Annotated in this window: 8 protein-coding genes; 1 reads left to right on the top strand and 7 read right to left on the bottom strand. The window is 70.6% G+C overall.

The window, feature by feature from the left end:
• Positions 1-2: 2 nt before the first annotated feature.
• The 4 genes from ACIG5A_RS27340 to ACIG5A_RS27325 are packed head-to-tail and all read right to left on the bottom strand — an operon-like array spanning position 3 to position 2,368.
• On the bottom strand, positions 3-761 hold the full coding sequence (locus ACIG5A_RS27340) for a JmjC domain-containing protein (RefSeq protein WP_397245920.1): 759 nt from the start codon (positions 759-761) through the stop codon (positions 3-5).
• A complete protein-coding gene (locus ACIG5A_RS27335) occupies positions 758-1,054 on the bottom strand; it encodes a hypothetical protein (protein ID WP_397245952.1) in 297 nt (98 codons plus the stop codon). Before ACIG5A_RS27335 ends, ACIG5A_RS27340 begins: the two co-directional genes overlap by 4 nt.
• Before the next feature lie 3 nt (positions 1,055-1,057).
• Positions 1,058-1,198: a hypothetical protein gene (locus tag ACIG5A_RS27330; RefSeq protein WP_397244954.1), complete on the bottom strand. Its 141-nt coding sequence runs from the start codon at positions 1,196-1,198 to the stop codon at positions 1,058-1,060.
• 18 nt (positions 1,199-1,216) lie between these two features.
• The gene (locus tag ACIG5A_RS27325; RefSeq protein WP_397244952.1) at positions 1,217-2,368 is read right to left on the bottom strand and encodes a JmjC domain-containing protein; all 1,152 of its coding nucleotides are present in this window, start codon (positions 2,366-2,368) and stop codon (positions 1,217-1,219) included.
• Between the two features lie 208 nt (positions 2,369-2,576).
• Between ACIG5A_RS27325 and ACIG5A_RS27320 the strand changes: the two genes are divergently transcribed.
• Entirely contained in the window at positions 2,577-3,695 is a 1,119-nt protein-coding gene (locus ACIG5A_RS27320; protein ID WP_397244950.1) for a zinc-binding dehydrogenase, read from the top strand.
• A gap of 60 nt (positions 3,696-3,755) precedes the next feature.
• Here ACIG5A_RS27320 and ACIG5A_RS27315 read toward each other — a convergent pair whose 3' ends face one another.
• The 3 genes from ACIG5A_RS27315 to ACIG5A_RS27305 are packed head-to-tail and all read right to left on the bottom strand — an operon-like array spanning position 3,756 to position 24,704.
• Positions 3,756-14,252 (bottom strand): amino acid adenylation domain-containing protein, encoded by a 10,497-nt coding sequence (locus ACIG5A_RS27315; protein ID WP_397244948.1) that lies wholly within the window; start codon positions 14,250-14,252, stop codon positions 3,756-3,758.
• On the bottom strand, positions 14,249-23,875 hold the full coding sequence (locus tag ACIG5A_RS27310; protein ID WP_397244946.1) for an amino acid adenylation domain-containing protein: 9,627 nt from the start codon (positions 23,873-23,875) through the stop codon (positions 14,249-14,251). The genes ACIG5A_RS27315 and ACIG5A_RS27310 overlap by 4 nt, the downstream gene beginning before the upstream one ends.
• Positions 23,862-24,704, bottom strand: a complete 843-nt coding sequence (locus tag ACIG5A_RS27305) for a 3-hydroxyacyl-CoA dehydrogenase family protein (RefSeq protein ID WP_397244944.1) — start codon at positions 24,702-24,704, stop codon at positions 23,862-23,864. Before ACIG5A_RS27305 ends, ACIG5A_RS27310 begins: the two co-directional genes overlap by 14 nt.
• Positions 24,705-24,706: the final 2 nt, after the last annotated feature.

Here is a 24,706-nt window from a genome sequence, read left to right as displayed (position 1 = left end):
CGTCAAGGATGACGCCGGAGCAGGCCGGCTTGTTCGAGCAGGCGCACGAGCGACACGGCTTGCTCGCCGGCGAGGCCACGGTCGAGCAGGTCGGCGACGCCGAAGGTGGCGCCGGTCGGCAGCGCGCCGATCCAGCGGCAGGCCGGGACGAAGACGGTGTCCAGGTCGACCGTGGTGGTCCGGGTGCGATGGAAGCCGAAGGCGGTCACGGTGATCCGCGCGGTCGTGCCCGCGATGGCATCGATGCCGAGCGCGGCCTGGCCCGCGCGGGCGACACGGTCGCCCGCCTCGATCGGCCCGTCCGGCCTGACACGGTGGCCGAGGTCGGCGGGATCGAGCCGCCGCACCGCGGCCCGCAGTGCGTCGAGATCCGTTGCCGCCAAGGCGGATGCGGCCGTGCGCCATGATTCGTCGCGGATCAGCTCATTGCGCAGCGCGGCGAGTGCGCGATCGAGCCGGGTCGTCGGCCGCAGCAGGATGTGCAGCGACAGCGAATCCCGATCGGAGCCGGTCTCGTGCCAATAGCCGCGCGGGATGTGCAGGATCGCGCCCGCCTCGAGTTCATACGATTCCGCATTGCCCGGCATCTCGGTGGGCGGTAGCTCACTCGCGTACGCGCGCATGCCGGTCGGCACCGGTTCGCGCAGCGCGAAGCCGGAGTTCGGTACTGGGGCAAAGGTATTGGCGGCGATGCGCCAGGTCTTGCGTCCGGCCAGCTGCATGGTGACGACGTCGACCGGATCGAAGTGGCCGCGGGTCAGCGCGCCGGGCCGTAGATGGTCGTGCCGCCGTCGTAGAACCGCCTGGCGCTCTCGGTGGGGATGCGCGCCGCCGTCTGCCGATCGTCGAGTTTGGTGAACCAGGCGAACATCGTGGCATCGCCGAACGACAGTACCTCGTCCACCGAGCCGATATCCAACGCCCGCATGACCCGACCGGCGACGTCCGGATCCGGAGGGACATAGAGCGGTCGGCGACCGCAGGTCGCGGGCCCGAACTCGTCGATGCCGAGCGGGGCGAACCACGTCTCCAGTCCGAGTGTGGTGGAACCCATCGGCTACTCGGTGAAAAAGACCAGGCCGCCCACCGGGCGCAGCGCGGTCAGTTCCTGCGGATCGACGTCGGTGGTCTCGGTCGCGACGATCACGAGTTGCTTGTCGTCATCGCGGGCTGTCTCGCTGATGATCGGATCGGACATCGTTGTGCCTCCATGGATTTACTGTCGACGGATCAGACGCGTCTGTTCGAGGATGCCGAGCAGGTTTCCCACCTCGGACTTGGTGAGCTGTGGCGCCGCGAGCAACAGGTCGGCGACGTCGAGCGTGGAACCGGTCGGCAAGTCGTTCACCCAGCGGCACGCGGGGAGGAAGTCGGCGCTCATTTCGATGCTGGCCGTGTGATTCCGGTAGAGCCCGTATGCGGTGACGGTGATGCCCGCGCTGCCATCGGCCACCGCGTCGATGCCGAGCATCGCCTGCCCCGCGCGCACGAATCGGGTATCGGTGCCCACCGGGTGCGCATGGCGGGGTGGGTGCCGCAGATCCATGGCGTCGAGTCGCGCGACGGCGGAACGGAAGTCGGGCAGATCGGCGGCCACGTCCCCCGCTCCGGCTTCGTACATCGGCTCCCGCCACTCCTGGTATCGCGCGAGTTCGTTGCGCAGTGCGGTGATCAGCAGGTCCATGCGCAACGGCGGAACAAGCAGCAGGTGCAGCGATATCGAGTCCCGATCGGAACTGGTCTCATGCCAGTAGCCGCGTGGAACATGCAGAACGGCACCGGGTTCCAGGACATACTCGGTGGCTCCCGCGGGCATCGCGGTGGGCAGCACCTCGGTGACGTAGGTCCGCATCCGCGGATAGATGTCCTCACCGGGAGCCCAGCCTTCCAGCGGCTCCCTGCATGCGTCATTGGGGGCGATCCGCCAGGTCTTGCGGCCGGTGAGCTGCACGCTGATGACATCGAGCGGGTCGAAATGGATTCGGGTGCCCGCTCCCTGCCGGTTGCAGAACACCTGCAACATGGCCGATCTCGCCGCCAACCCCAACTGTCCGGCGATTGCCCGTTCATGCTCGCCGAATTCGTGGATGTTCTTGAACAGCAGCGTCGTACCCGCGGCATGGAGCCGCTGCGCGCTGCCGATCGGGACCGGTGCCGCGGTGAGCCCACCGTCGAGGCCGTTCAGCCACGCGGTCACCTCCGGCGCACGCAGCGCGAAGAGATCACCGGCCGACCGGATGCCGAGCGTCTCGCCGAGCCGCCGCGCCAAGTCGGGCCGTGCCGCCGCGACGAAGGGCGTCCGCCCGAGCCGAGTTCGAGCGAACTCCGCCAGTCCACCGGGCGCGAACCACTCGTCCAGATCGAGCATGACCCATCCTCGAAATCACTTGCGGCGAAACCGATTCACCAACCATTGCGGATATGTACAACGCTTACCAGCCCTCGGTTCACTGGGCGAACCCCAGTTCGACTGCCATGACGGACGGCGGGCAATTAGTCTGAAGCCGCGTCGACGCCTCCCGCCCCGCGGCCGAGGCGTGGCGCACGGTGATCGACTGGAACGGAAGGTATCTCGGATGAGCGGGCGAGCACGCGCGGCGACACTGGAGCAGTTCGGCGCACCGCTGGTGATCCGCGAATTCGAGGTGCCGCGACCGGATGCCGGGCAGATCGTCATCGCCTGCTCCTACGGCGGCGTCTGCGGCACCGATCTGCATCTGCAACAGGGACATCTGCCGATTCCGCTGCCGATCGTGCTCGGCCACGAGGGATTGGGCGTCGTCCACGAGCTGGGGTCGCCGACGGCCACCGACGCGCTCGGTGCGGACCTGAAACCGGGTGATCGGGTGATGTGGGCTTCCTCGATCGCCTGCGGCGTCTGTGTGCCGTGCCGCCAGCATCGCGAACCCACGCTGTGCGAATCGCGCCGGACCTATGGTGTGAACCGCCCGACCACCGCCGAACCGCTGTCCGGCGCCTGGGCCGACTACATCCTGCTCGATCCCGGCACCACCGTCGTCACGGTGCCCGACGCCGTATCCGACCTGGCGGCAATGTCTTTCGCGTGCGCGGGCCCGACGCTGATCCACGCGCTGTACGAGCGCCGCCCGATCCGCCTCGGCGAGACCGTGATCGTCCAGGGCAGCGGCCCGGTCGGGCTGGCCGCGGCCGCCTTCGCGCACCTCGCCGGTGCGGCCAGGGTGATCATCGTGGGTGGCCCGGCGCACCGGCTCGATATCGCCAAGGCCTGCGGCATCGGCGACACCCATCTCGACATCATCGGCGCCGCCGACCAGAGCACGGTCCTCGACCAGGCGCGCGAGCTCACCGCGGGCCGCGGCGCCGACCTGGTCATCGAATGCACCGGCGTCCCGGCCGCCGTCCAGCAGGGCATCTCCCTCGCCCGCCGCGGCGGCGCCGTGCTGATCATCGGCCAGTACACCGACGCGGGCGCGACATCCATCAACCCGCACCACATCGTCCGGCAGCAACTGGACGTCAAGGGCTCCTGGGCCTTCACCGGCGCCCACCTGGTCGAATACGTCCGCCTCCTGCCCACCCTCGCCGCCCGCTTCGACCTGCCGACCCTCGTCTCCACCTTCCCGCTGACCCAGTGCACCGACGCACTGTCCGCGGTCGCCGAGGGCGCGGTCATGAAGGCCGTCCTGGCGGGAGCCGCTACCGATCAGCGATGAGGAAATCGCGCCCGTCGACCGAGACCACCGTCGGCGCGGCCCAGCGCACCACCGCTGCCCCTACATCGCGAACTCCGCGGAGAGGGCCGCGAGCTGGGTGTGCATCGCCGCGACCAAGCGGTCGATCGTCGGTCGATCGAACAGTTGGCGGGGGTAGACGAGTTCACCGGTGATGGTGCCGGATTCGACGTGCTCGGTGAGTTCCAGGAGTAGGTCGAATTCGACGGTGCGAGTGGGTAGCGGGTAGCGCGCACCGCCTGGGAAAGCCTCCTGCGCAACCGGTTCGGTGCGGTATGTAACGGCGACCTGGACCAGTGGGTGACGGTGGGGTACGCGCGGCGGGTTCAGTGTCTCGACCAGTCGATCGAACGGATAGTCCTTGTTGTCGACCGCGGTCAGCAGGCCGTCGCGGACCGTGCGGATGAGCGCTGCACCGCTCGCGGGTGTGCCGGTGTCGGTGCGCACGACGACGAGGTCGACCAGGCAGCCGATGACGCTGTCGAGTTCGTCGGTGTCGCGGCCGCTCACGGCCACGCCGATCGGGATATCGTGCCCCGCACCGGCTTCGGTCAATGTGGCGGCCAGTGCGGCGTGCACCACCGTGTACACGCTCGCCGCGCCTGCCCTGGCCGTGCGGGTCAGCACGGTGTGGGTCGGCGCGTCGATGACGATCGGGACCGCGTCGGCGGTCCGGTCGGTCATCGCCGCCCGTGGACGGTCGTACGGCAGCGACAGCTCCCCGGGTAGATCCGCGAGGGTGGTGCGCCAATGGGCGGCCTGCGTCGCGAGCACCGACTCCGGGTCCGCTTCGTCCCCGAGAACGGCCTGGTGCGCGAGCGCGTAGTCGGCGTACTGCGTTGCCGCGCCCCGCCATTCGGGTGCGGTGCCGCCGAGCCGAGCGAGGTATGCCGTGGCGATCTCGCGGCGCAGAATGGCCAGCGATTCGCCGTCGACGGCGACGTGATGGCACATCATGAACAGCACGTGCCGCTCTGGTTCGACCCGGAACAGCCTGCCGCGCACCGGAAGTTCCGACATCAGGTCGAAACCCTTCGCGAGTTCGGCGGCGATCGCGTCGTCCAGGTCCGCCGGTGCGATATCGATGACGCGCAGCCCGATGCGCACCGATTCCGCGGGCACGATCTGCTGCACGGGCCCGGTGTCGGTGTACGGCAGCACCGTTCGCAGCGCCTCGTGCCTGGCCACGACGTCGCCGACGGCCGCGCGCAGTGCGGGCACATCGAGATCGCCGGTGAACTCGACCGCCATCGCGATCACATAGTCCGGTCGATGCGCCTCCAGGTAGTTGATTGCCCAGAACCGTTGCTGCGCAGGCGATAGCGGCAGCACGGCGGGCCGATCTCGGCGGGGCTGGACCGGCGACGCGGCCACCCTGGCGCCGAGTCGTTGCTCGAGGCCGACGACCGTCGGCGCCTCGAACAGGTCGTACACCGTCACCGCGTGGCCGAGCGCCGCGCGGATCCGGCCGACCAATCGCATGGCGGACAGCGAATTTCCGCCGAGCAGGAAGAAGTCGTCGTCGACGGCCACCTCGGGCAGGCCTAGCGCATCGGCGAAGATCTCGGCCAGAATCCGCTGCCGCGGGGTGCGCGCCTGCCGCACTCCCCCGCTCGACGGCGCGGGCAGTGCGGCGAAATCGACCTTGCCGGTGGTGTTCAGCGGCAGTGCGTCGAGCGTCACGATGGCCGACGGCACCATATACCGCGGCAACTCCTCGATCAGCCTGGCCCGCACCGCATCGGGATCGACCGGCGTGCGCGCCACGATATAGCCGATCAGTGTCGTCCCGGCGGGGCCCGGTCGCGCGCTGACCACCGCGGCGGTGATCCCCGGCTGCCGCCGCAGCGCGGCCTCCACCTCGGCGGGCTCCACCCGGAATCCGCTCACCTTCACCTGCCGGTCGATCCGGCCGTGGAAATGCATGGTGCCACCGCGATCCCAGCGACCGAGATCGCCGGTGCGGTACATCCGCGAGCCTGGCGGGCCGAACGGATTCGGCACGAACCGTGCCGCGGTCGCCGCGGGCGCGTGGTAGTAGCCGTCGGCCAGCCCGGCGCCGGACAGGTAGATCTCGCCGATCACCATCGGCGCCACCGGCCGCAGCATCGAATCCAGGACGACAGCCGTCGTATTGTCGATGGGCCGCCCGATCGGCATCTCGTCGTCGTCGCGGTAGTCGCGCGGAATCGGATGGGCCACCGCGAAGAACGTCGCCTCGACCGGTCCGAACCCGTTGAGCACCGTGCCTTCGGCGCCCGCCGCGCGTAGCCGCGCGGCCGCGCCGGGCGGCATCGCCGCGCCGCAGCCGATCACCCGCCGCAAACCGGCGAGGTCGCCGGGTATCTGCTCGGTGAGCAGGTCGAACAGGCCGGTCGAGATCGACGCGGTGGTGATCCCGGTATCCCGCAGCAGCCGGGCGTAGTCGGCGGCGTCGAGATCTCCGGCCGGTGCTACCTCGATGGCTCGCCCGGTCAGCAGCGGCAGCCACAGCTCGTAGGTCGCGAAATCCCAGGAGTGCGGCGAGTGGAACAGGATTCGCTCATCTTCGGCACGACTGCCGTCACCGGCACAGAAGCGGTCGAACACCCTCGTCAGGATGTTGCGATGGGTGACGGCAGCGCCCTTCGGCACGCCCGTCGACCCCGAGGTGTACATCAGGCACGCGGGCGCGTCGACGGGGACGACGGCATCGATATCGTCCGCCGGCGCATCGCTCGCCGCCGCGTCGGCCAGCATCTCGTGGTCGACCACGAGACGAGACCCGGTGCGCTCCAGCACCGTCCGCCGGTGTGCGGGCGGGAAGCGCTGATCGATCGGTACGATCAGCGCGCCGAGTCGCACGATCGCCAGGAACGCCACCGGAACGTCGATCGATCGCGTCAGGGTGACGCCGACCGCGGTCCCCATGCCGACGCCGCGCGCGGCCAGATAGCCTGCCAGACGGCGCACTTCGTCACTCAGCCCGCCATATGTCAGCTCTGTGGCACCGGAGCGGATCGCGATCCGGTCCGGATGCCGCGCGGCCACGTCCTCGAAAACGACGCCGAGCGAACGGGTTTCGGATTCGGTCACCGGCCCGCGGCTCCACCCGAGCACCAGCTCGCGTTCGACCCCGGTCAGCAGGTCGGTGGCCGCCACCGTGTGCTGTGGCGTATCGGACAGCGCTGCCAATGCGGCGCGGAACCGGTCCCACCACTCGCCCGCCGCGCCGAACCAGGCCACCTGTTCGGCGCGCAGGGACAGCCGGAAGGTCAGCTGCCCCTCGCGCGGCACCACCGCGAGGGCGACCGGATAGTGCGGCCGGTCGTACACCTCGGCCATATCCATCCGCAGTGCGCCGTCGGCACCGAGATCGTCGACCTGGAGTGGGTAGTTCTCGAAAACCACCGAGGTGTCGAACAATTCGGCGCTGCCGGCGAGCTCCTCGATCTCGTCCAGGCCGAGATGTTCGTGTTCGTAGAGTGCCGCGCGCTCGGCCTGCACACCCGAGGCCAGCGCACCGAGGGTGCTGCCGGGCCGCAACCGGACCCGCACCGGGACGGTGTTGATCATCAATCCGACCATCCGCTCGGCGTCCAGTTCGGCGGGACGCACCGAGACCGTGGTGCCGAATACGACGTCATGACTGCCGGTGACGTGGCCGAGCACCAGCGCCCATGCGGTGTTCACCATCGTGTTCAGCGTCAGGCCCGCCCGCGCGGCACGGTCGAGCAGCCGCGCCGCCAGCGCATCGGGGAGGCTGAACTCGTGTACCTCGGGCTGCTCCGACCAGCCTGCCCGGCCCGCGCGACTGACCCGGGTCGGGCCGCAATCGCGCACCGCGACAGCCCAGGCCGCTTGCGCGGCGGCGCGGTCGCGGGTGGCCCGCCACGCGAGATAGTCGCGCAGCGGTGGGGCTGGCGGCAATTCGGCGCCCAGGTACAGCAGGATCATCTCGCGCAGCACATTGGCGACGGACCAGCCGTCCAGCAGCACATGATGATGGGTGAACGCCAGCTGCCACCGGCCTGCCTCGGTCCTGATCAGGCAGAACGCCAGCGGCGGCGGTGCCGCCGGATCGATCCGGCGGCGCTCCTCCCGCAGCGTCCGTTCGGTGGCGGCCGCCCGCGCCGCTGCGTCGAGATCGGTCAGATCCACTGTCCGCCATGGCGGTTCGATACCCTCGGGCACCACGGCCACGATGCGTTCCAGACCTTCGACGACGAAGGCGCTGCCGAGGTGTGGATGACGGTGCAGCAGTGCGACCGTCGCGGCCCGCAACCGCTCTTCGTCCAGCACACCCTCCATGTCGAGCACGAGCTGTACCACATAGGCGTCCTCACGGGCCTCGGTGGCGCGCTGGTACAGCGTGTGGAAGAGCAACCCGGCTTGCAGCGGGGTGACCGGAAGGACGTCGGCGAGCTCGCCGAATTCACCTTCGAGCCTGGCCAGCTCGGTGGTGCTCAGTTCCGCGAGCGGAAAGTCCGACGGGGTGTGCCCGCCACCGGGATCGGTGTGATGTACGGCGAAGGCCGTCAGCGCCGCTCGCCAATCGCCGGCCAGGCGGGTGATCTCCGCACCGTCGACGACGCCGGGCGCCCATGCCCATTCGGCCCGCAGTACCGGCCCCTCGGCGGTCTCGTCGACCGCGACATTGATCTCCACCGCATGGGAGACCGCCATCGACGGATCCGCCACACTGCCGAATCGCACACCGAGCGCACCGGTTTCGCCGCCGAGCCGCCCCAGGTAGTTGAAGCCGAACGGCGCGTTGACCGCACCGCGCTGCGACAGCCCGTGGCCGATGCCGCGGCCCGGCACCGAGCGCAGCATCTCCTTCACCTGTTTCGCGGCATCGGCCAGCCCGGATCCGTTGTGCACCATGGTGTCCCAGTCCGCTACGCCGACGTCCAGCCGCACCGGGCGGATCACCGTGAACCAGCCGACCGTTGCCGAGACGTCCATGCCCGCCAGCGCATCGGCGTCGAGATCGCGGCCGTGTCCCTCGACGTCGACGAGCACACCGTCCCACGCCCGGCCCGCCGACCGCGCCGCCGCCACCGACAGTGCCGCGAGCAGGATGTCGGCGGCGGTGCCGTGAAACCGATGCGGCACCTGCGTGAGCAACGCCTCGGTGTGTGCCACACCCAGTGTCACCGTGTGTATTTCGGCCGCGGAAACGGTGTCGCGAGCCGGATCGAGCACACGGTCGCCGAGCCACGACGTACCGGACGCCAGCCGCGTCCACCAGCGAATCTCGTCCTCCGGCACGATCACCGAGGCCAGCGCACCGGCCCAGGCACGAAGGGGTGTCACCACCGGCGGCAGCGCGAGCTCGGCTCCGGTGGCGGCGCTGTGGTGGGCGGCGGCGAGTTCGGGCAGCAGGATGCGCCAGGAGACACCGTCGACGGCGAGGTGATGCAACACGAGCAGCAGCAGCCCGGGCCGCGCGTCGAACCAGACCGCTTGGAGCAGCACCCCGGCCTCGGGCGCCAACCGGCCTCGGGCCGCGGCACGTTCGTCGTCCAGACAAGCCTCGGGATCGTCCGTCTCGATCCGCCGCAGCAGCGGCCCCGCGGCCACCGAGCCCGGCGCGCCGATCTCCAGACCTCGCCGTCCCGCCGCCCCGACGACCCGCATGCGCAGCGCGTCGTGGCGGTCGACCACCGTCTGGAGCGCGGCCCGCAGCGACACCTCGGTCGCGCCGTCCGGTGCGGGCACGATCACGTACTGCCCGAATCCGGCTGTGGGCGTGGGATTGTCGAGCAGCGCCCGCATGATCGGGGTCGGTTCGATCTGTCCGACACCGGCCAGCGGATCCGTCGGCACCGCCGCGACCGGTGCCGCGATGCGCGCGAGCGCGCGCACGGTCTGCCGTTCGAACACATCCTTCGGGGTGATCAGCACACCGGCGGCCCGCGCGCGGTTCACCAGCCGGATGGCCAGGATGCTGTCGCCGCCGAACCGGAAGAAACTGTCGTGCACGCCGATGTCGTCCACACCGAGCACCGAAGCGACCAGCGTGCGCAACACTTGCTCGACGGCCGGATCGACGGGCTCCGACGGTGTCCGCGCCGCCGGGCTCCGCACCTCGGCGGTGACCGACAGTCGTGCCCGATCGTCCGCGTCCAGGAATTCCATGCCCGCGAACGGAGTTTCGGGGTCGGCGAGCACGGCGGCGAGCAGCAGCCGCAGGGCACGGGCGAGCGCGACGGCGGTCTCGCGGTCGAACAGCTCCGCACTGTATTCCAGTGCGCCGCCCACACTGCCCGCACCCCAGGCGAATTCGAACAGCAGCGGGAATTTCGCATGGGTCGCCGCGAGCGGCACCGGCCGACCGCGCAGGCCCGCCGGGTCCAGGACGGGGTCTCGCTCCGCACGCAGGGTCACCATGGCCTGGAACAGTGGGTGCTGCCCCATCGCGCGCTCGGGGCGCAGTGCCGCCACCACCTGATCGAACGGCGCCTGGTGGGAGAAAGCGGTGATATCGGCGTCACGGGCGCGCTCGACGACGGCCGCGAAGCCGGGATCGCCGGACAGATCGGTGCGCAGCACCACGGTTTCGGCGAAGAATCCGATGAGCCCGTCGAGTCCCGCCGCGTCCCGTCCCGATGTCACGGTGCCGACGGCGATATCGGTGCCGCCGTCGAGGCGGCCGAGCAGGCAGGCCACCGCCGCGTGCAGCACCATGAACGCCGTCGCGCCATGGCGCGCCGCGAGGGCCGCGATCAGCTCGCGCGTCCCTTCGTCGAATCGCAGCGGCACGGTGCCGCCGCGATGGGTGAGCGCCGTCGAGGCCCGGTCGAAGGGCAGCGACAACCCGGCCGGTAAGCCGCGCAGCGTATTTCGCCAATGCGCGAGCTCGGCGGACAGCGGCGAATCCGGATCGTCCGCGCTGCCGAGCGTATCGCGCTGCCACAGTGTGTAATCCGCGTACTGGATAGGTATCGGCGCCCAGCCTGGTGCGTGACCGTCGAGCCTGGCGGCGTATGCCGTCCGTAGCTCCGCCCCGAGCACCCCCATCGAATGCTCGTCGGCGGCGATGTGGTGCAGCACCGTGAGCAGCACGTGATCGCCGCTGTCGCGGGCGAATACGACGAGACGCCACGGTGGCCGGGACGACAGCTCGAACGGGCGCGCGACCTCGTCCGCGAGCTGAGCCGTCAGGTCGCCCGCGTGGACCGTCGACAGCGGAGCGGGCGGGCCGTCGAGCACCGTCTGCCAGACCTGCCCGTCGGTCTCGGTGAATACCGTGCGCAGGCTTTCGTGCCTGGCCTGCACATCGCCCGCGGCGGCGCTCAGCACCTCGATATCGAGTCCGCCGCGGATCCGCACCGCGAACGGGATGTGATATGTGGGCGCGGCCGGGTCGAGCCGATACAGCGTCCACAGCCGGTGCTGTGCGAACGACAGCGGAAGGCGCGGCGGCCGCGGACCGGCGGCCGGAACGGGCTGTGGCGCCGCGCTGTTCGCGCCGCCGATCAGCTCCGCGAGTTCGGCGACGCTCGGCCGAGCGAACAGGTCGCGCAGGGTGAGGGCGACGCCGAACTCCGCCCTGATCCGCACCGCGAGCCGGTGCGCCAGCAGTGAATCGCCGCCGAGGGTGAAAAAGCCCTCCGCACTGTCGAATTCGCCGATCCCGAGCACCTCGCCGAACAGCCGGTACACCGTGGCCGCCGGTTCGCCCTCCGGCCGCGACGGCATGGTGACCGCTCGGCGCAGCGCCCGCAGCGCGGCATCGTCGAGCTTTCCGTTCGGCGTCAACGGCAGCGCCGCGACCGGCTCGATGATCGACGGCAGCAGATGCGCGGGCAGACTCGTCGCGAGTTCGTCGCGCACTCGGCTCGCGTCGAGCCCAGGCGCCACCACGTAGGCCACCAGCCGCCGGTCGCCCGTTCCCAGGTCGGCGGCCCGCACCGCCGCGGCGCTCACCCCGGGTACGGCCCGCAGCGCGGCCTCGACCTCACCCGGTTCGATGCGGAATCCGCGGATCTTCAGCTGCCGATCCACCCGGCCGAGGTACTCCAGCCCGCGCCAACGCCATACCCCGAGATCGCCGCTGCGGTACACGCGCGCACCGGGCGGACCCGCCGGATCGGCGACGAACCGCGCCGCCGTGAGCCCAGGCCTGCCGAGATAGCCGCGCGCGACACTCTCGCCGCCCACATACATTTCGGCGGGCAGACCCGGCGGCGCCGGACGCAGCGCGGTGTCGAGCAGCCGCACCGCCCGGCCCGGAATGGGCAGGCCGACAACGCTGCCCGGGTACCGCACCGAGTCCGCACCGAGCTCACCCGCGGTCACGTGCACCGTGGTCTCGGTGATGCCGTACATGTTCACCAGGCGCGGCCCGGCCGCGCCGAAGCGCTCGAACCAGCCCGCGAGCCGCCGCGCGTCGAGTTTGTCGCCGCCGAAGACCACCAGCCGCAGCGCCAGCTCGGCCCCGAGTTCCGGACGGGCGGCCAGCGTCGTGGTGAGCAGGTCGAATGCCGCCGGGGTCTGGTTGAGGACGGTAACCCGGTGCGCGACGAGCAGTTCGAGGAATTCCTCCGGTGAGCGCGTGGTCTGCTCGCCGACGATCACCAGCGTCGCGCCGTGCCGCAGCGCGCCCCAGATCTCCCACACCGAGAAGTCGAATGCGGTCGAGTGGAACAGCGTCCACACATCCGAGGGGCCGAAGCCGAACTCCCCGCGGGTCGCAGCGAGCAGCCGGGTGACGGAATCATGGGTGACGACAACGCCTTTCGGTGTTCCCGTCGACCCGGAGGTGTAGATGACGTAGGCCGGATCGTCCGGTCGCGGCTCGACCGCGACCGTCGCTCCCGAGTCGCCCTCGTCGATCGACACCACGGGGTCGGCCGGGGCGAGGACTCCCCCGTGCGTGCCGTCGGTGACCACCAGCACCGGTGCGGCCTCGTCCAGCATCATCCGCAGCCGCGGAGTGGGATACCCGGGATCCAAGGGCACATACGCCGCACCGGATTTCACGATCGCGACCATAGCGACGATCAGATCGATGGACCGCGGCAGCAAGACCGCGACAAAAGCGCCCGGGCGCGCGCCGCGCGTGACGAGCCTGGCCGCCAGGCCATTCGACCGTTCATCGAGCTCGCGATAGGTGACAACGTCCTCGCCATGGATCAGGGCCGCGGAGTCACCCGAGGTCCGCACGCCGTGCCGCAGTGCTTCGACCAGTGTGCGCGGCTGCCAGGCATCGGTGTCCGCTGGGACGGCCGGGATGGCGGAAACATCTGCGTCGTACCGCAATCGGCCGATCGGGGTGTCCGGTTCGGCGTGCGCGATCGCGGCGAGGACGGCGCGCAGCCGTGCGTGCTGGGCGGCCAGATTCGCCGCGGTATGCCGCGCCGCCACCGAATCGATATCGATGCGCAGCTCGGGTTCACCGTTGTCGTAGACGCCGATCGTCACCCCGTCCGTGCGGCCCGGCGAACCCTCGTGCGGGACGGCCGGATGGCCGCCGAACTCCCGCATCGTTTCCATCGGCATGATGGTCACCACGGGGCCGACGAGCCGCCGCCCGCTGTCGAGCGCGCCGAGATCCCGGTGCATGTCGGCCAATCGGTAGCGCTGGTGCCGCAGCACCGTCATGCTCTCCGCTCCGACCGCGTCCACCAGCGCGGACAGCGGCGCGGCCGGATCGACCGTGAGCCGCAGCGGCACCACATTGGCGGTCATCCCGAGCGCGTGCCACGAGCGCTTCGCCGGAACCGTCAAGCCGGGCACCACCACTCGGCCACCGTTGTCGGCCTGGAGCGCGATCGCCGTGGCCGCGAGCACCAGCACCGGCCAGCGCACGCCGTAGGCATCGGCCCGATGCCGCAACGCCTTCCACGTGTCCGGGTCCAGATGGCCGCTGTGGCGGACGAATTCGTCGGCGCCGCCCGCGCCGTCCTCGGCGAGCATCGCGGCATCGGGCAGCCCGGCCAGCCGTCCGGCCCAGAAATCGCGGTCGGCGGTGAACCGATGCGCGGACCGGTAGCGCACATCCTCGTCGATCAGCGCGTCGAGCCGGTCGAATACGCCCTCCGGCAACGCTTCTCCGGCTCGCAGCGCGCGGTGGGCATCCGAAACCCTGCGCATGAACGCCGCCATCGCGCCGCCATCACAGATGATGTGGTGAAACCTGATGAACCACAGGTGATCCGCGGGGCCGACCCGCAGCAGGGCGTGGTCGAACAGCGGCGCCGCGGTGAGGTCGTAGGGCCGGTCCATCTCCGCATCGATGAACGCCCCTGCGGCCGCGAGCGGATCCGGCCGGTCGGCGAAGTCCATCCTGCGCAAGACCCAGTCGCGCACGTCCTCCAGTACCTGGACCGGTGCGCCGTCCTCAGCGGCGAACCGTACCCGCATCGTTTCGCTCCCGGCCACCGTGTGCCGCAGTGCCCGCTCGAACAGGTCCGTGTCGAGCGCGCCGCGGATGTGCAGATGACCGCCGACCACATACCGCCGCCCGGTGGTGTCGAGCTGCTGGGCGAACCAGATTCCGGCCTGCGCGGCCGTGAGCGGCCTGCGCCGGTCGGCGTCGGAGGCGGTCACGTGTAACTCCCGTCGGTGAGGGATCGAGCGTCGGTGCCCGAAACCGGATCGAGCGCGCCGATGCCGCGCTCCGGGTCGCGGACCAGCGCGGCGAGCAGCCGAAGATACTGCGCCACCATGGCTTCGACGGTCTCGCGCTCGAACAGATCGGTCGCGTACTCGACCACGCCGCCCGCGGGCATGGACGGATCGGCCGGCGCGCTCAGGTTGAAGAACAGATCCATTTTGGCGGTGCCGGTGGTAATGGGAACGGGCGTGGCTAGTACGCCGGGCAGGCCCACCTCGGGAACGGCATTGTTCTGCCACGCGAACATCACCTGGAACAGCGGGTGCGTTCCCCTCGATCGGGGCGGAGCGAGCAATTCCACGAGCCGCTCGAACGGCGCGTCCTGATTCGCGTAGGCGGCCAGCGCCTTTGCCCGCACCCGATCGACGACCGTGTCGAAGGACGGATCGCCCGACAGATCGACGCGCAGCACCCAGGTGTTGACGAAGAAGCCGACCAGCTCCGTCAGCGCGGTATCGGTGCGCCCCGCGATCGGACCGCCGATGGCGAGGTCCTCGCCCGCGCCGAGCCGGCGCAGCAGCACCACGAAGGCCGCTTGCAGCGCCATCGAGGTGGTCGCCCTGCGGCCCGCCGCGTAATGCTCGACCGCACTGAGCAACTCGGCGTCGAGCACCAGCTCGACCTGACCGCCCAGCCCGCTCGGCCGCGCGGGCCTCGGCCGGTCGATCGGCAGCCGCAGCGGCGGCAGTGCGGCGAGTTCGGTTCGCCAGTACGACACTTGGTCCTCGAGCAACGGGGTCGGGCTGTTGTCGGCGCCGAGCAGTTCCCACTGCCACAGTGTGTAGTCGGCGTACTGCACCGGCAGCGGATCCCAGCCCGGCGGCGTGCCCGCCGCACGGGCCGCGTAGGCAGTGGCCATATCCCGGGCCAGCGGCACCATCGACCAGCCGTCCGCGGCGATGTGATGGATCACCAGGACCAGCACATGCTCGTCCTCGCGCAGGCGAATCAGCCAGGCGCGCAAGGGTAGGTCGGCGCTCAGGTCGAAGCGGTGCCCGGCCCGCTCGGCCAGTGCCGCCGTCAGGTCCGCCGGATCGAGCGCCACCAGCGGGATGTCGACCGCCGCCGCGCCCGGCGACAGGATGTGCTGATAAGCAAGGCCGTCCACCTGGGGGTAGATCGTGCGCAGGGATTCGTGGCGCGCCACCACATCGGCCAGTGCCGCCCGCATCGCGCCGATATCGAGCGCTCCGCGCAGCCGCAGTGCGAACGGAATGTTGTACAGCGGTGCGCCGTCGGATAATTCGTGCACGAACCACACTCGCCGCTGCGCGAACGACAGCGGGACCTGTGCGGGACGAGCCATCGGGACGAGCCGATCGCGGCGCTGCCCGCCGAGCACCACCCGTGCCGCCAATTCGGCGACCGTCGGTGCGGCGAACAACTCTCCGATCGGCACCTCCGTGCCGAGGGCGCCGCGCAACAGGTTCACCACCCTGGTCGCGGTCAGCGAGTGACCGCCGAGGGCGAAGAAGTCGTCGGCGCGGCCGACCTGTGCGACACCGAGCGTTTCGGCGAATGCCGCCGCGATCGCCGCCTCGACCGGCCCGTGCGGCGGTTCGTAGGCGCCGCGCGGGAATTCGGGCGCGGGCAGCGCGCGGCGGTCCAGCTTCCCGCTCGCCGAGGTCGGCAGCTGATCCACCACGACGAACGCCGCGGGCACCAGCCCGGCGGGCAGCCGGTCGGTGAGGAACCACCGCAGCTCGGCGGCCAGCGAGGCAGCCGCGGGATCGTTGGCATGCCGAGTGCGGTCACCGGGCAGGTAGCCATCGGTCACGGCGCCGATCGCCGGATCGGTGAAGATCGCGTCGAGCAGTCCCGGTGTGCTCGACAGGGTCACCACCACCGCGAGCCCCAATTCGGCGGCGAGCCGGTGGAGTTGCTCCGGCCACAGGCCTGGGGCATCGGAGGCGGCGTTGCCGCCGCCTTGGGCGGCCGCCAGCTCAGCTCGCACCCCCGCGTGCGGAATTCCGCTCACTCGCACCACCTGTGGGCGATTGGCGCGCAATTCGGCGGCGAGCGTATCGATTCCGGCGAAGTCGAGCCGCGGCGCGGACCGCACCGATCGCGCCTGCACCGGATTCTTGTGCAGCACCACGTCGTAGCGGTACCTGGTGAGCTCGTTGTCCGCGGCGCCGCGCTTGACGTGAATGCCGACGCCGCCGATCGCCGGATCCGCGTCGGTGACCGTGGTGAAATACTCGGGCGCCAGCAGCAGTTCCCGCTCGGCGGTCAGCCTGCGCCGCACCCGCTCGGCCAGCACAGCCGGATCGATATCGCCGGTGGTACGTGCCATTTCGATACCGGTGGCCAGTGCGGGCGCCAAGGTCAAGTTGCGGACGTCGCCGATGAACAGCGCGCCGCCCGGCGTGAGAACCCGCATAGCACCGGCGATCACCGACGACAGGTAGGACGCGCTCGGGAAGTACTGCGCCACCGAATTCAGCACGACGGTGTCGAAATGCGATTCGGGCAGGCCGTCGAAATCGTCGGCGGGGCGGGTGTGCACCGCGATGCGCTGCGCCCATTCCGGGCTCCCGCCGAGCGCGGTGCGCAACGCCTCGGTGACCGCGCCGGACACGTCGGTCGCGACGTATTCGGCGCAGTCGGGCGCCAGCTGTGCGAGCAGCAGACCGGATCCGACGCCGATCTCCAGCACCCGTCGTGGATTCAACGCACGGATCCGCGCCACCGTGGTGTCGCGCCATTCCCGCATCTGCTCCATGGGTAGCGGCGCCCGGGTGTAGCTGCTCGTCCACCCGCGGAAGTCCGCGCCGAATCCGGGTGCGGACGCGCCATCGTCGTACAGGCTTCCGTGGACCCTGGCCCACTCCTCGACCAGCGCGCGCTGGGCCTGCGGAGTACCTCCTCGCCCGTCCGGCGCCACATAGGCGACGAGCACGTCGTCGTCACCGCCCGGCGCGCGCCACGGCAGCACCACGGCCTGTGCGACGCCCTCGTGTTCGCACAGCGCCGCCTCGATCTCCCCCGGCTCCACCCGCCTGCCGCGCAGTTGCAGCTGACCGTCGTTGCGGCCGAGGAATTCCAGCTCGCCCGCGGCGTTCCAGGCGCCGAGATCGCCGGTGCGATACATCCGCGCGCCGTCGGCGTCGAAGGGATCGGCGACGAACCGCTCCGCCGTCAGCCCGGACTGTCCGAGGTACCCGCGCGCCACTTGCGCTCCGGCGAGATAGATTTCGCCCGCGACACCGACAGGCGCCGGGCGCAGCCGCGAATCCAGTACGTGGACACGGGTGTTCCAGACCGGCAGTCCGATCGGCACCGTGCGCGTATCGGTTTCGATCACCTCGTGCGCGGTGACTTCCACCGCGGCCTCGGTAGGCCCGTACAGGTTGATCACCGCGGCCTGCGGGAAGGTGGCGACCGCACGCTGCGCGATGGCGGCGGACAGCCGCTCCCCCGATGCGAAAACGCGGGTGAGGCTGCGGCATTCAGCCGCATCGGGCCTCGCGAGGAATGCGGCGAGCAGGCCTGGCACGAAGTGCGCGGTGGTCACGCCCGCGCTCCGGATCAGCTCGGCGAGATAGCCGGGGTCACGGTGTCCGCCGGGTGCGGCGATGACCATCCGCGCTCCGGTCAGCAACGGCCCGAACAGCTCCGGCACCGAGACGTCGAAGGTGGCCGGGGTCTTCTGGAGCACCGCGTCGCCGTGCCGCACCGGATATTCGGCCGCCATCCACAGCAACCGGTTCACGATCGCGGCGTGGCTGACGGCGACGCCCTTCGGCGTGCCGGTCGACCCGGAGGTGAACATCACATACGCGGTGTTGGCGGCGCGCAAGGGCGCACGCCGGTGCGCGTTCGATACCGGCCACACCGGGTACTCGGTCAGGTCGAGCGAATCCAGTACCACCCACGGTGTTCCGAGGCCGGTGGACCGGCCGAGGCTCAGCACGCACAGCGGGCGCGTCGCCGAGATGATCCGCTTGTGGCGCTCCTTCGGATCCTCGGGGTCGAGCGCCACATAGCAACCGCCCGCCGCGACCACAGCGTGCACGGCGACGACGAGCTCTATCGAGCGCGGAATACAGAGTCCGACAATCGTTTCCGGACCGACACCGGATCCGATGAGCCAATGTGCGAGGCGGTGTACCCGATCGGCGAACTCGCGGTAGGTGAGCACGGCGCCGTCGAATTCGAGTGCCACCGCGTCCGGCGTGCGCGCGCATTGCGCGTCGACCAGCGCGGGCAGTGTCGCCGCCGGATCGATGGACCGGCGAATATCGGTGCCCACCTGCGGCATCCGGCGCGGCTCGGCGGAGATCACCGAGTCGATCGGAGCCCGCGGATTCGCGACCATGGCGGCGAGCACCCGCATCCAGCGGTCGGTGAGCGTGCGCACCGCCGGCTCGTCGAAACATTCCCGCAGATAGCCGACCTGCACCGACAACCGCGACCGCCGCAACGCGGCCACCAGGGTGATCGGGTAGTGCGTGCCGTCGTTGACCTCGAAATCGGTGATCGACAGACCGTGCACACCCTCGTAGGCGTCCAGCGCCGAGGTGTCGAGCGGATAGGACTGGAACTCCAGCAGGGTATCGAACAACGCGGTATGCCCTGCCGCGTCGAGGATTTCGGGGAGCCCGAGGTGCTGGTGCGCGACCAGCACCGTCTGGTCGGCCTGGTGCCGGGTGAGCAGCTGCGCCATCGAGTCGCCTTCGCGTATCCGGACCCGCACCGGCACGGTGTTGATGAACAGCCCGACCATCGATTCGACACCGGCCAGTTCGGCGGGGCGACCCGCCACGGTGGTGCCGAAGACGACGTCCTGGCGGCCGGTGCTCAGGGCGAGCGTTATGCCCCAGGCGCATTGGAGCACGGTGTTGACCGTGACCTGATGCGCGGCGGCCAGCGCACGCAACCGCGCGCTGTCCGCCTCGTCCAGACCACAGTCGAATCGGCCTGCGGCCGTGGCGATGCGGCGGCCGCGATCCTCCGGGGCAAGCAGCGTCGGCGACACCCCGTCGGCGAACGCGTCGCGCCACGCCCGCGCGGCGGCAGCGGTGTCGCGGCGGCGCAGCCACACCAGGAAGTCCCGGTAGCCGCGCACCGGGGGCAGCACCGCGGGATCCGCATCCGCCGCGTACAGCGCCAGTAGTTCGGCCGCTACGATCGGCATCGACCAGCCGTCCATCAGCAGGTGGTGGTTGGTCACTATGAGGCGGAAGTCGTTGTCGCGCAGCGTGATCAGCATGCCACGCAGCAGTGGCGGTGTGTCGAGGCGGAACGGTTCGCCGCGGTCGGCGTCGATCAGATCGGCGAGCGCCGCCTCGGGATCGGCCTGGTCACGCAGGTCGATCTCGCGCCACGGCATCGGCACGGCGCCGACCACCACCTGCACCGCCGTGCCGTCCGCCCGGGTCACCACCGCACCGCGCAGGCTGTCGTGGCGATCCAGCAGGCACTGCAACGAATCCCGCAGCCGGGCCCGCTCGACCGCACCGGTCAGGGTGAACACGGTTTGCACGTGGTAGGCGTCGAACGACGAGCGCGCCAGCACCGCGTGGAAATGCAGGCCCGCCTGCAGCGGGGTGAGCGGCCATACGTCGAGCAGCCCCGGATACCGCCGCTCCCACCGCTCGATCTCGTCCTGGTCCGGCCGCACCAGCGCCAGATCCGACGAGGTCCGGCCGGAGGCCAGCGGCCCCGCACCGTGGCCGTGCGCGGTCTCCGGCGCGCACAGCGCCGTGAGCGCCGTGGTCCACAATTCGCCCAGCGCACCGATATCGCTGTCGCTCAGCAGTGTTCGCGGATAGGCGAAGCTGGTGTGCAAGCGGTCGTCGACGACGATCGCGGCCACATCGATGGCCGCGGCGGCGGGGGCGTCGATCGCGGGCTCGGGCAGTTCGGACAGTTCCACCGCGGGCAGCCAGGCCGAGCCGCCTGCGTGTCCGCTCGCCGTCCTGCCGAGATAGCGGAACCCGATCTCGGTCGCGGACGCGGGCAGCAGGGCCGCGGTTTCGGCATTGAGGTAGCGCAGCAGCCCGTAGCCGATGCCGTGATCGGGCAGCGCGCGCAGCTGTTCCTTGATCCGCTGTAGTGCTCGACGCGCCTCGGGCCCGCCCGTCAGCGCGGCGTCGATATCTATGCCGCCCAGGTCGATCCGTGCCGGGTGGACGGTGGTGAACCAGCCGACGGTCCGCGACAGGTCCGCCCCGTCGATCACCTCCTGCTCGCGCCCATGGCTTTCCAGCCACAGCGTGCGGGCGCCGATGCCGCGCCACGCCGCCAGTGCCAGCGCCAGCGCGGTGACGAGCACCTCCTGTGGTTCGGCCCGATGACGCTGCCCGACCGCGTCGATCAGCGCGGTGAGCTCGATCGATGCCTCGATCTTCCGGTGCCGCACCGTCGACGCCCGATCGATGTCCGGATCGAAAGGCCGCTCCCCCACCTGAGTTTCGCCGGAGCCGAGCGCCGAGCGCCACAGCGTCAGCTCCGCGACCCGCTCGTCGCGGTGCGCCTCGGCGGTCAGCGCATGCGCCCACCGTCGCATCGAAGTGCCGGGGGCAGGCAGCGCCGGTATACGCCCGGCCCGCAGCTGCGACCACGCGGATATCAAGTCGGGGACCAGGATTCGCCATGACACGCCGTCGACGGCCACATGGTGCAGCACCATGATCAACCACCCCTGCGCGTCGGCGGATTCGGGGTCGAGCCACACACAGTGCAGCACTATCCCGTTCGCGGGATCGAGCCGATGGATCGCCGAATCCCGCGCTGCCGCCGCGATATCGAGCACGGCGGCGGTCTCCGCGTGCGGATCGAGCACGATCCGGTGCACCAGTGCGTCCACGTCGACGGCGCCGGGGGCCGAGGCCGCGAGTCGCCACTCGCCCGACTCCCGGTACAGGCGAGCGCGCAGCATGTCGTGCCGGTCGACGACCGTGCGAAGGGTCGAAACCAGTGCCGCACGGTCGATTCCGGTGGGCAAGCGCAGCGCCAGCGATTGGGCGAGCCGCTCGGGGCCGCCGGCACGGTCCATCAGGTGCCGCAGCACCGGCGGCAGCGGCATCTCGCCGAGACCGCCGCCGGGCAGTTCCGCGAGGACGTCGGCGCGGCGTTCGCCCTCGGTGCGCGCGACCGCGGCGAGCCCGGCGACCGTGCGCTGTTCGAAGACGTCCTGGGGTGTGAACAGCACACCGCGGCCGCGCGCGCGGGCGACCAGCAGGATCGACATGATGCTGTCGCCGCCGAGGGCGAAGAACGAATCGTGGGCGCCGACTTGCGGTATGCCGAGCACGTCGGTGAACGAGTCGGCGACCATCGCCTCGGTGGTGCCCGCGGGCGCCCGGTACTCGGGGAGATCAGCCACCGGTGCGGGCAGCGCGCGCTTGTCCAGCTTCCCATTCGAGGTCAGCGGTATCCGGTCGAGCACGACGAAGGCGCTGGGCGCCATGGCGGCGGGCAGCCTGCCGGACAGCCATTCGGCAAGCGCCGGTTCTTGCCGCCCCTGCGCGAGCACCAGGTAGGCGACGAGCCGATCGTCGCGCAGGATCACCACCGCGCGTTCGATATCCGGATGCGCGCTCAGCGCCGTCTCGATCTCGCCGAGTTCGATGCGCTGGCCCCGCACCTTCACCTGGGAGTCGGCCCGGCCCACGAAAATCAGTGCGCCATCGGCGCGCCGGCGCACCAGGTCACCGGTGCGGTACATGCGTGCGCCCGCGCCGCCGTACGGGTCGGCGACGAAGCGCTCCGCCGTCGCCGCGCCACGGCCGAAATAGCCACGCGCCAACTGAATTCCGGATAGGTACAGCTCGCCGACCAGCTCCGGCGGCGTCGGCCGCAGGCTCGAATCCAGGACGTAGACACGGGTATTCCACGCGGGTGTGCCGATCGGGACGACCTCGGCGTCGCTCGCGTCGCTGCGGTGCGTGGTCACCGACACCGCGACCTCGGTCGGACCGTACAGATTGTGCACGGTCACCCCGGCGCCGACGGCCGCGACCGTCGCGGGCGGCAACTGCTCACCGATCACGAACAGCTGCCGCAGCGTACCGAGCGCCGACATCGCCGGGTGCCTGGCGAGCACCGACAGCAGCGACGGCACGAAATCGGTGACCGTCACCCGGTCGCGCGCGATCAGTTCCGCCAGGTACACCGGATCCAGATGGCCGTCCGGGCGAGCGAGCGCCAGCGCGGCACCGAGCCGCAGCGGCAAGAACAGGCCCCACAGCGAAGGATCGAAGGTCATCGCGGTCTTGAGCAGGTACACGTCGTCGGGCGCGAGGCGATGGTGTTCCGCCATCCATTCCAGCTGGTTGACGATCGCCGCGTGCGTGACGGCCACGCCCTTCGGTGAGCCCGTCGAACCCGAGGTGAAGATCACGTACGCGAGATTGTCCGGACGCAGTGGGGCGCGCCGCTCCGAATCGGTCACCGCGGCAACGGAATAGCTGGCCGTGTCGAGCTCATCCACCGCGACGGCGCGTAGTCCGTCGACCTTGGGCGCCTGTTCGCCGGATCGGGTCAGCAGGCACACCGGGCGTGTCGCACGCAGTACGCCGACTGAGCGCGACTCGGGATGGGCGGGATCGATCGGCAGGTACGCGCCGCCCGCGGCGAGCACCGCGTAGAGCGCGACCACCTGTTCCACCGACCGCGCCATCGACACCGCGACCAGTGTTTCCGGTCCGACGCCCGCGTCGATCAGCCAGCGGGCCAGCCGGTGCACCCTGGCGGCGAATTCGGCGTAGTCGAGCAGGAGACCATCCGCGCGCACCGCGATCGATCCCGGTGTGCGCCGCACCTGATCCTCGAAGGCGCGAAGCAGCGTCGCCGCCGGATCCACCGGGTGCGCGGTGGTGTTTCCGAACTCGATGAGCCGGTCGCGCTCCTCGGCGGTGTCGAGGTCCGCCGCACCGATCGCCCGATCCGGTTGCCCGGCACACCAGTTCAGCAAGCGCGCGAAGCGTCCGACGGCGCCCGCCGACGCGTGCACGTCGGCGGTCCACTGTCCGGCGAGCCGATCGTCCAGCAGTACGGTGAGCGCCGAATCTTCGGCGGGACGAAATCCGTTGTTCCCGTCCGCGTTCACCTCGGCGACCAGCCCCCAGACCCGAGCGTCCGGCTCCGGCCACGGATCGTCGAAGGCGGCCAGGAACCGGTGCCGCCGCGCCGCACGCAACTCGGCCCCGGCACGAACGGCCAGCGCCGCGAGCGTATCTCGCGGTGTCACGGCCAGCCGGATCGGCGTGAGCGCACCGTCCGCGCGGTAGGCGATCACGATCTCGGCCGCACCGGTGCACCGGTGCGCGAAAGCGGCCACCGCGGCGAGCAGCACCGCCGCCGTGCCACCGCCGCCGCGCCGGGCGATCGGCGTCAACGACGCGGCGTCGATGGTGACCCGCAGCGAGCCGGGAACCCCGGTGGGCCCGAGGGCCGATGGCTGTTCCGGCCGGGGCGCATCGGCCAGCCGTGTCGACCAATAGGCCCGGTCGGCCGACCATTTGCCCGATTGCCGGTATCTCAGTTCGGCACTGCTCAGTTCGGCACTGCTCAGTGCAGCACTGCGCGATTCGTCACCGATAAGCATGGAATCCCCGTCCCGTCTTGCGTCCGAATCGACCGGCGGCCACCAGCTCCGCGAGCGCCCGCGGTATGGCGTACCGGCCGTCGCCGGTCTCCGCGCGCAGCACCTCGAGCGTGTCGGCCACGTTGTCCAGGCCGATCAGGTCGGCCGTGCGCAGCGGGCCCATCGGATGGCCGAGGCATTTCTCGAAGATCTCGTCGATGGTCGCCGCATCGGCGGTACCCGCGCTTACTCGCTCGGCCGCGGCGGCGATCGTCTGCATCAGCAGCCGGTTCAGCACGAAGCCCGGCCCGTCGCCGACGACGATCGCCTGTTTGCCGAGCGCCTCGACCAGCGCCACCGCGGTGGCCAGCGCGCCGTCGCTCGTCTGCGTACCGCGGACGACCTCGACCGCGGCGGTCAGCGGCGCCGGGTTCATGAAGTGCAGTCCGAGCACTCGCTCGGGGTGCGAGACCCGTTGCGCCAGACGGGCGACCGGGATGGCCGAGGTGCCGGTGGCGAATACCGTGCCTGCGGCGCAGTGCCGGTCGAGTGCGGCGAATACCGCGTCCTTGATCTCCGGGCGTTCCGGCACCGACTCGATGACGACATCGAGTGCGCCCATCGCCTCGATCCGGTCCACCCACCGCACGCGCTCCAGTACGACGGCCGGATCGGCCGCGCCGCCGTGGCCGAGCAGCCTCGCCAGCCGCACCTGGTGCCGCAGATCCGCACGCGCCCTGGTCACGGCGTCCGGATCGGACTCGGCGACCACGACCTGGAACCCGTACTGCGCCAGGCACTGTGCGATACCGGCGCCCATGGTGCCCGCGCCGACGACACCGATCGTCATGT

Source organism: Nocardia sp. NPDC052566 (genome assembly GCF_044547285.1).
In the GTDB taxonomy this organism is placed as follows: domain Bacteria; phylum Actinomycetota; class Actinomycetes; order Mycobacteriales; family Mycobacteriaceae; genus Nocardia.
This window is presented reverse-complemented; position numbering and strand designations above follow the sequence as displayed.

What these genes read in the sequence shown, in the direction of transcription:
- ACIG5A_RS27335 (WP_397245952.1), bottom strand. Translation starts at nt 1,054, where the DNA reads ATGGGTTCCACCACACTCGGACTGGAGACGTGGTTCGCCCCGCTCGGC.
- ACIG5A_RS27330 (WP_397244954.1), bottom strand. Translation starts at nt 1,198, where the DNA reads ATGTCCGATCCGATCATCAGCGAGACAGCCCGCGATGACGACAAGCAA.
- ACIG5A_RS27325 (WP_397244952.1), bottom strand. Translation starts at nt 2,368, where the DNA reads ATGCTCGATCTGGACGAGTGGTTCGCGCCCGGTGGACTGGCGGAGTTC.
- ACIG5A_RS27320 (WP_397244950.1), top strand. Translation starts at nt 2,577, where the DNA reads ATGAGCGGGCGAGCACGCGCGGCGACACTGGAGCAGTTCGGCGCACCG.
- ACIG5A_RS27310 (WP_397244946.1), bottom strand. Translation starts at nt 23,875, where the DNA reads ATGCTTATCGGTGACGAATCGCGCAGTGCTGCACTGAGCAGTGCCGAA.
- ACIG5A_RS27305 (WP_397244944.1), bottom strand. Translation starts at nt 24,704, where the DNA reads ATGACGATCGGTGTCGTCGGCGCGGGCACCATGGGCGCCGGTATCGCA.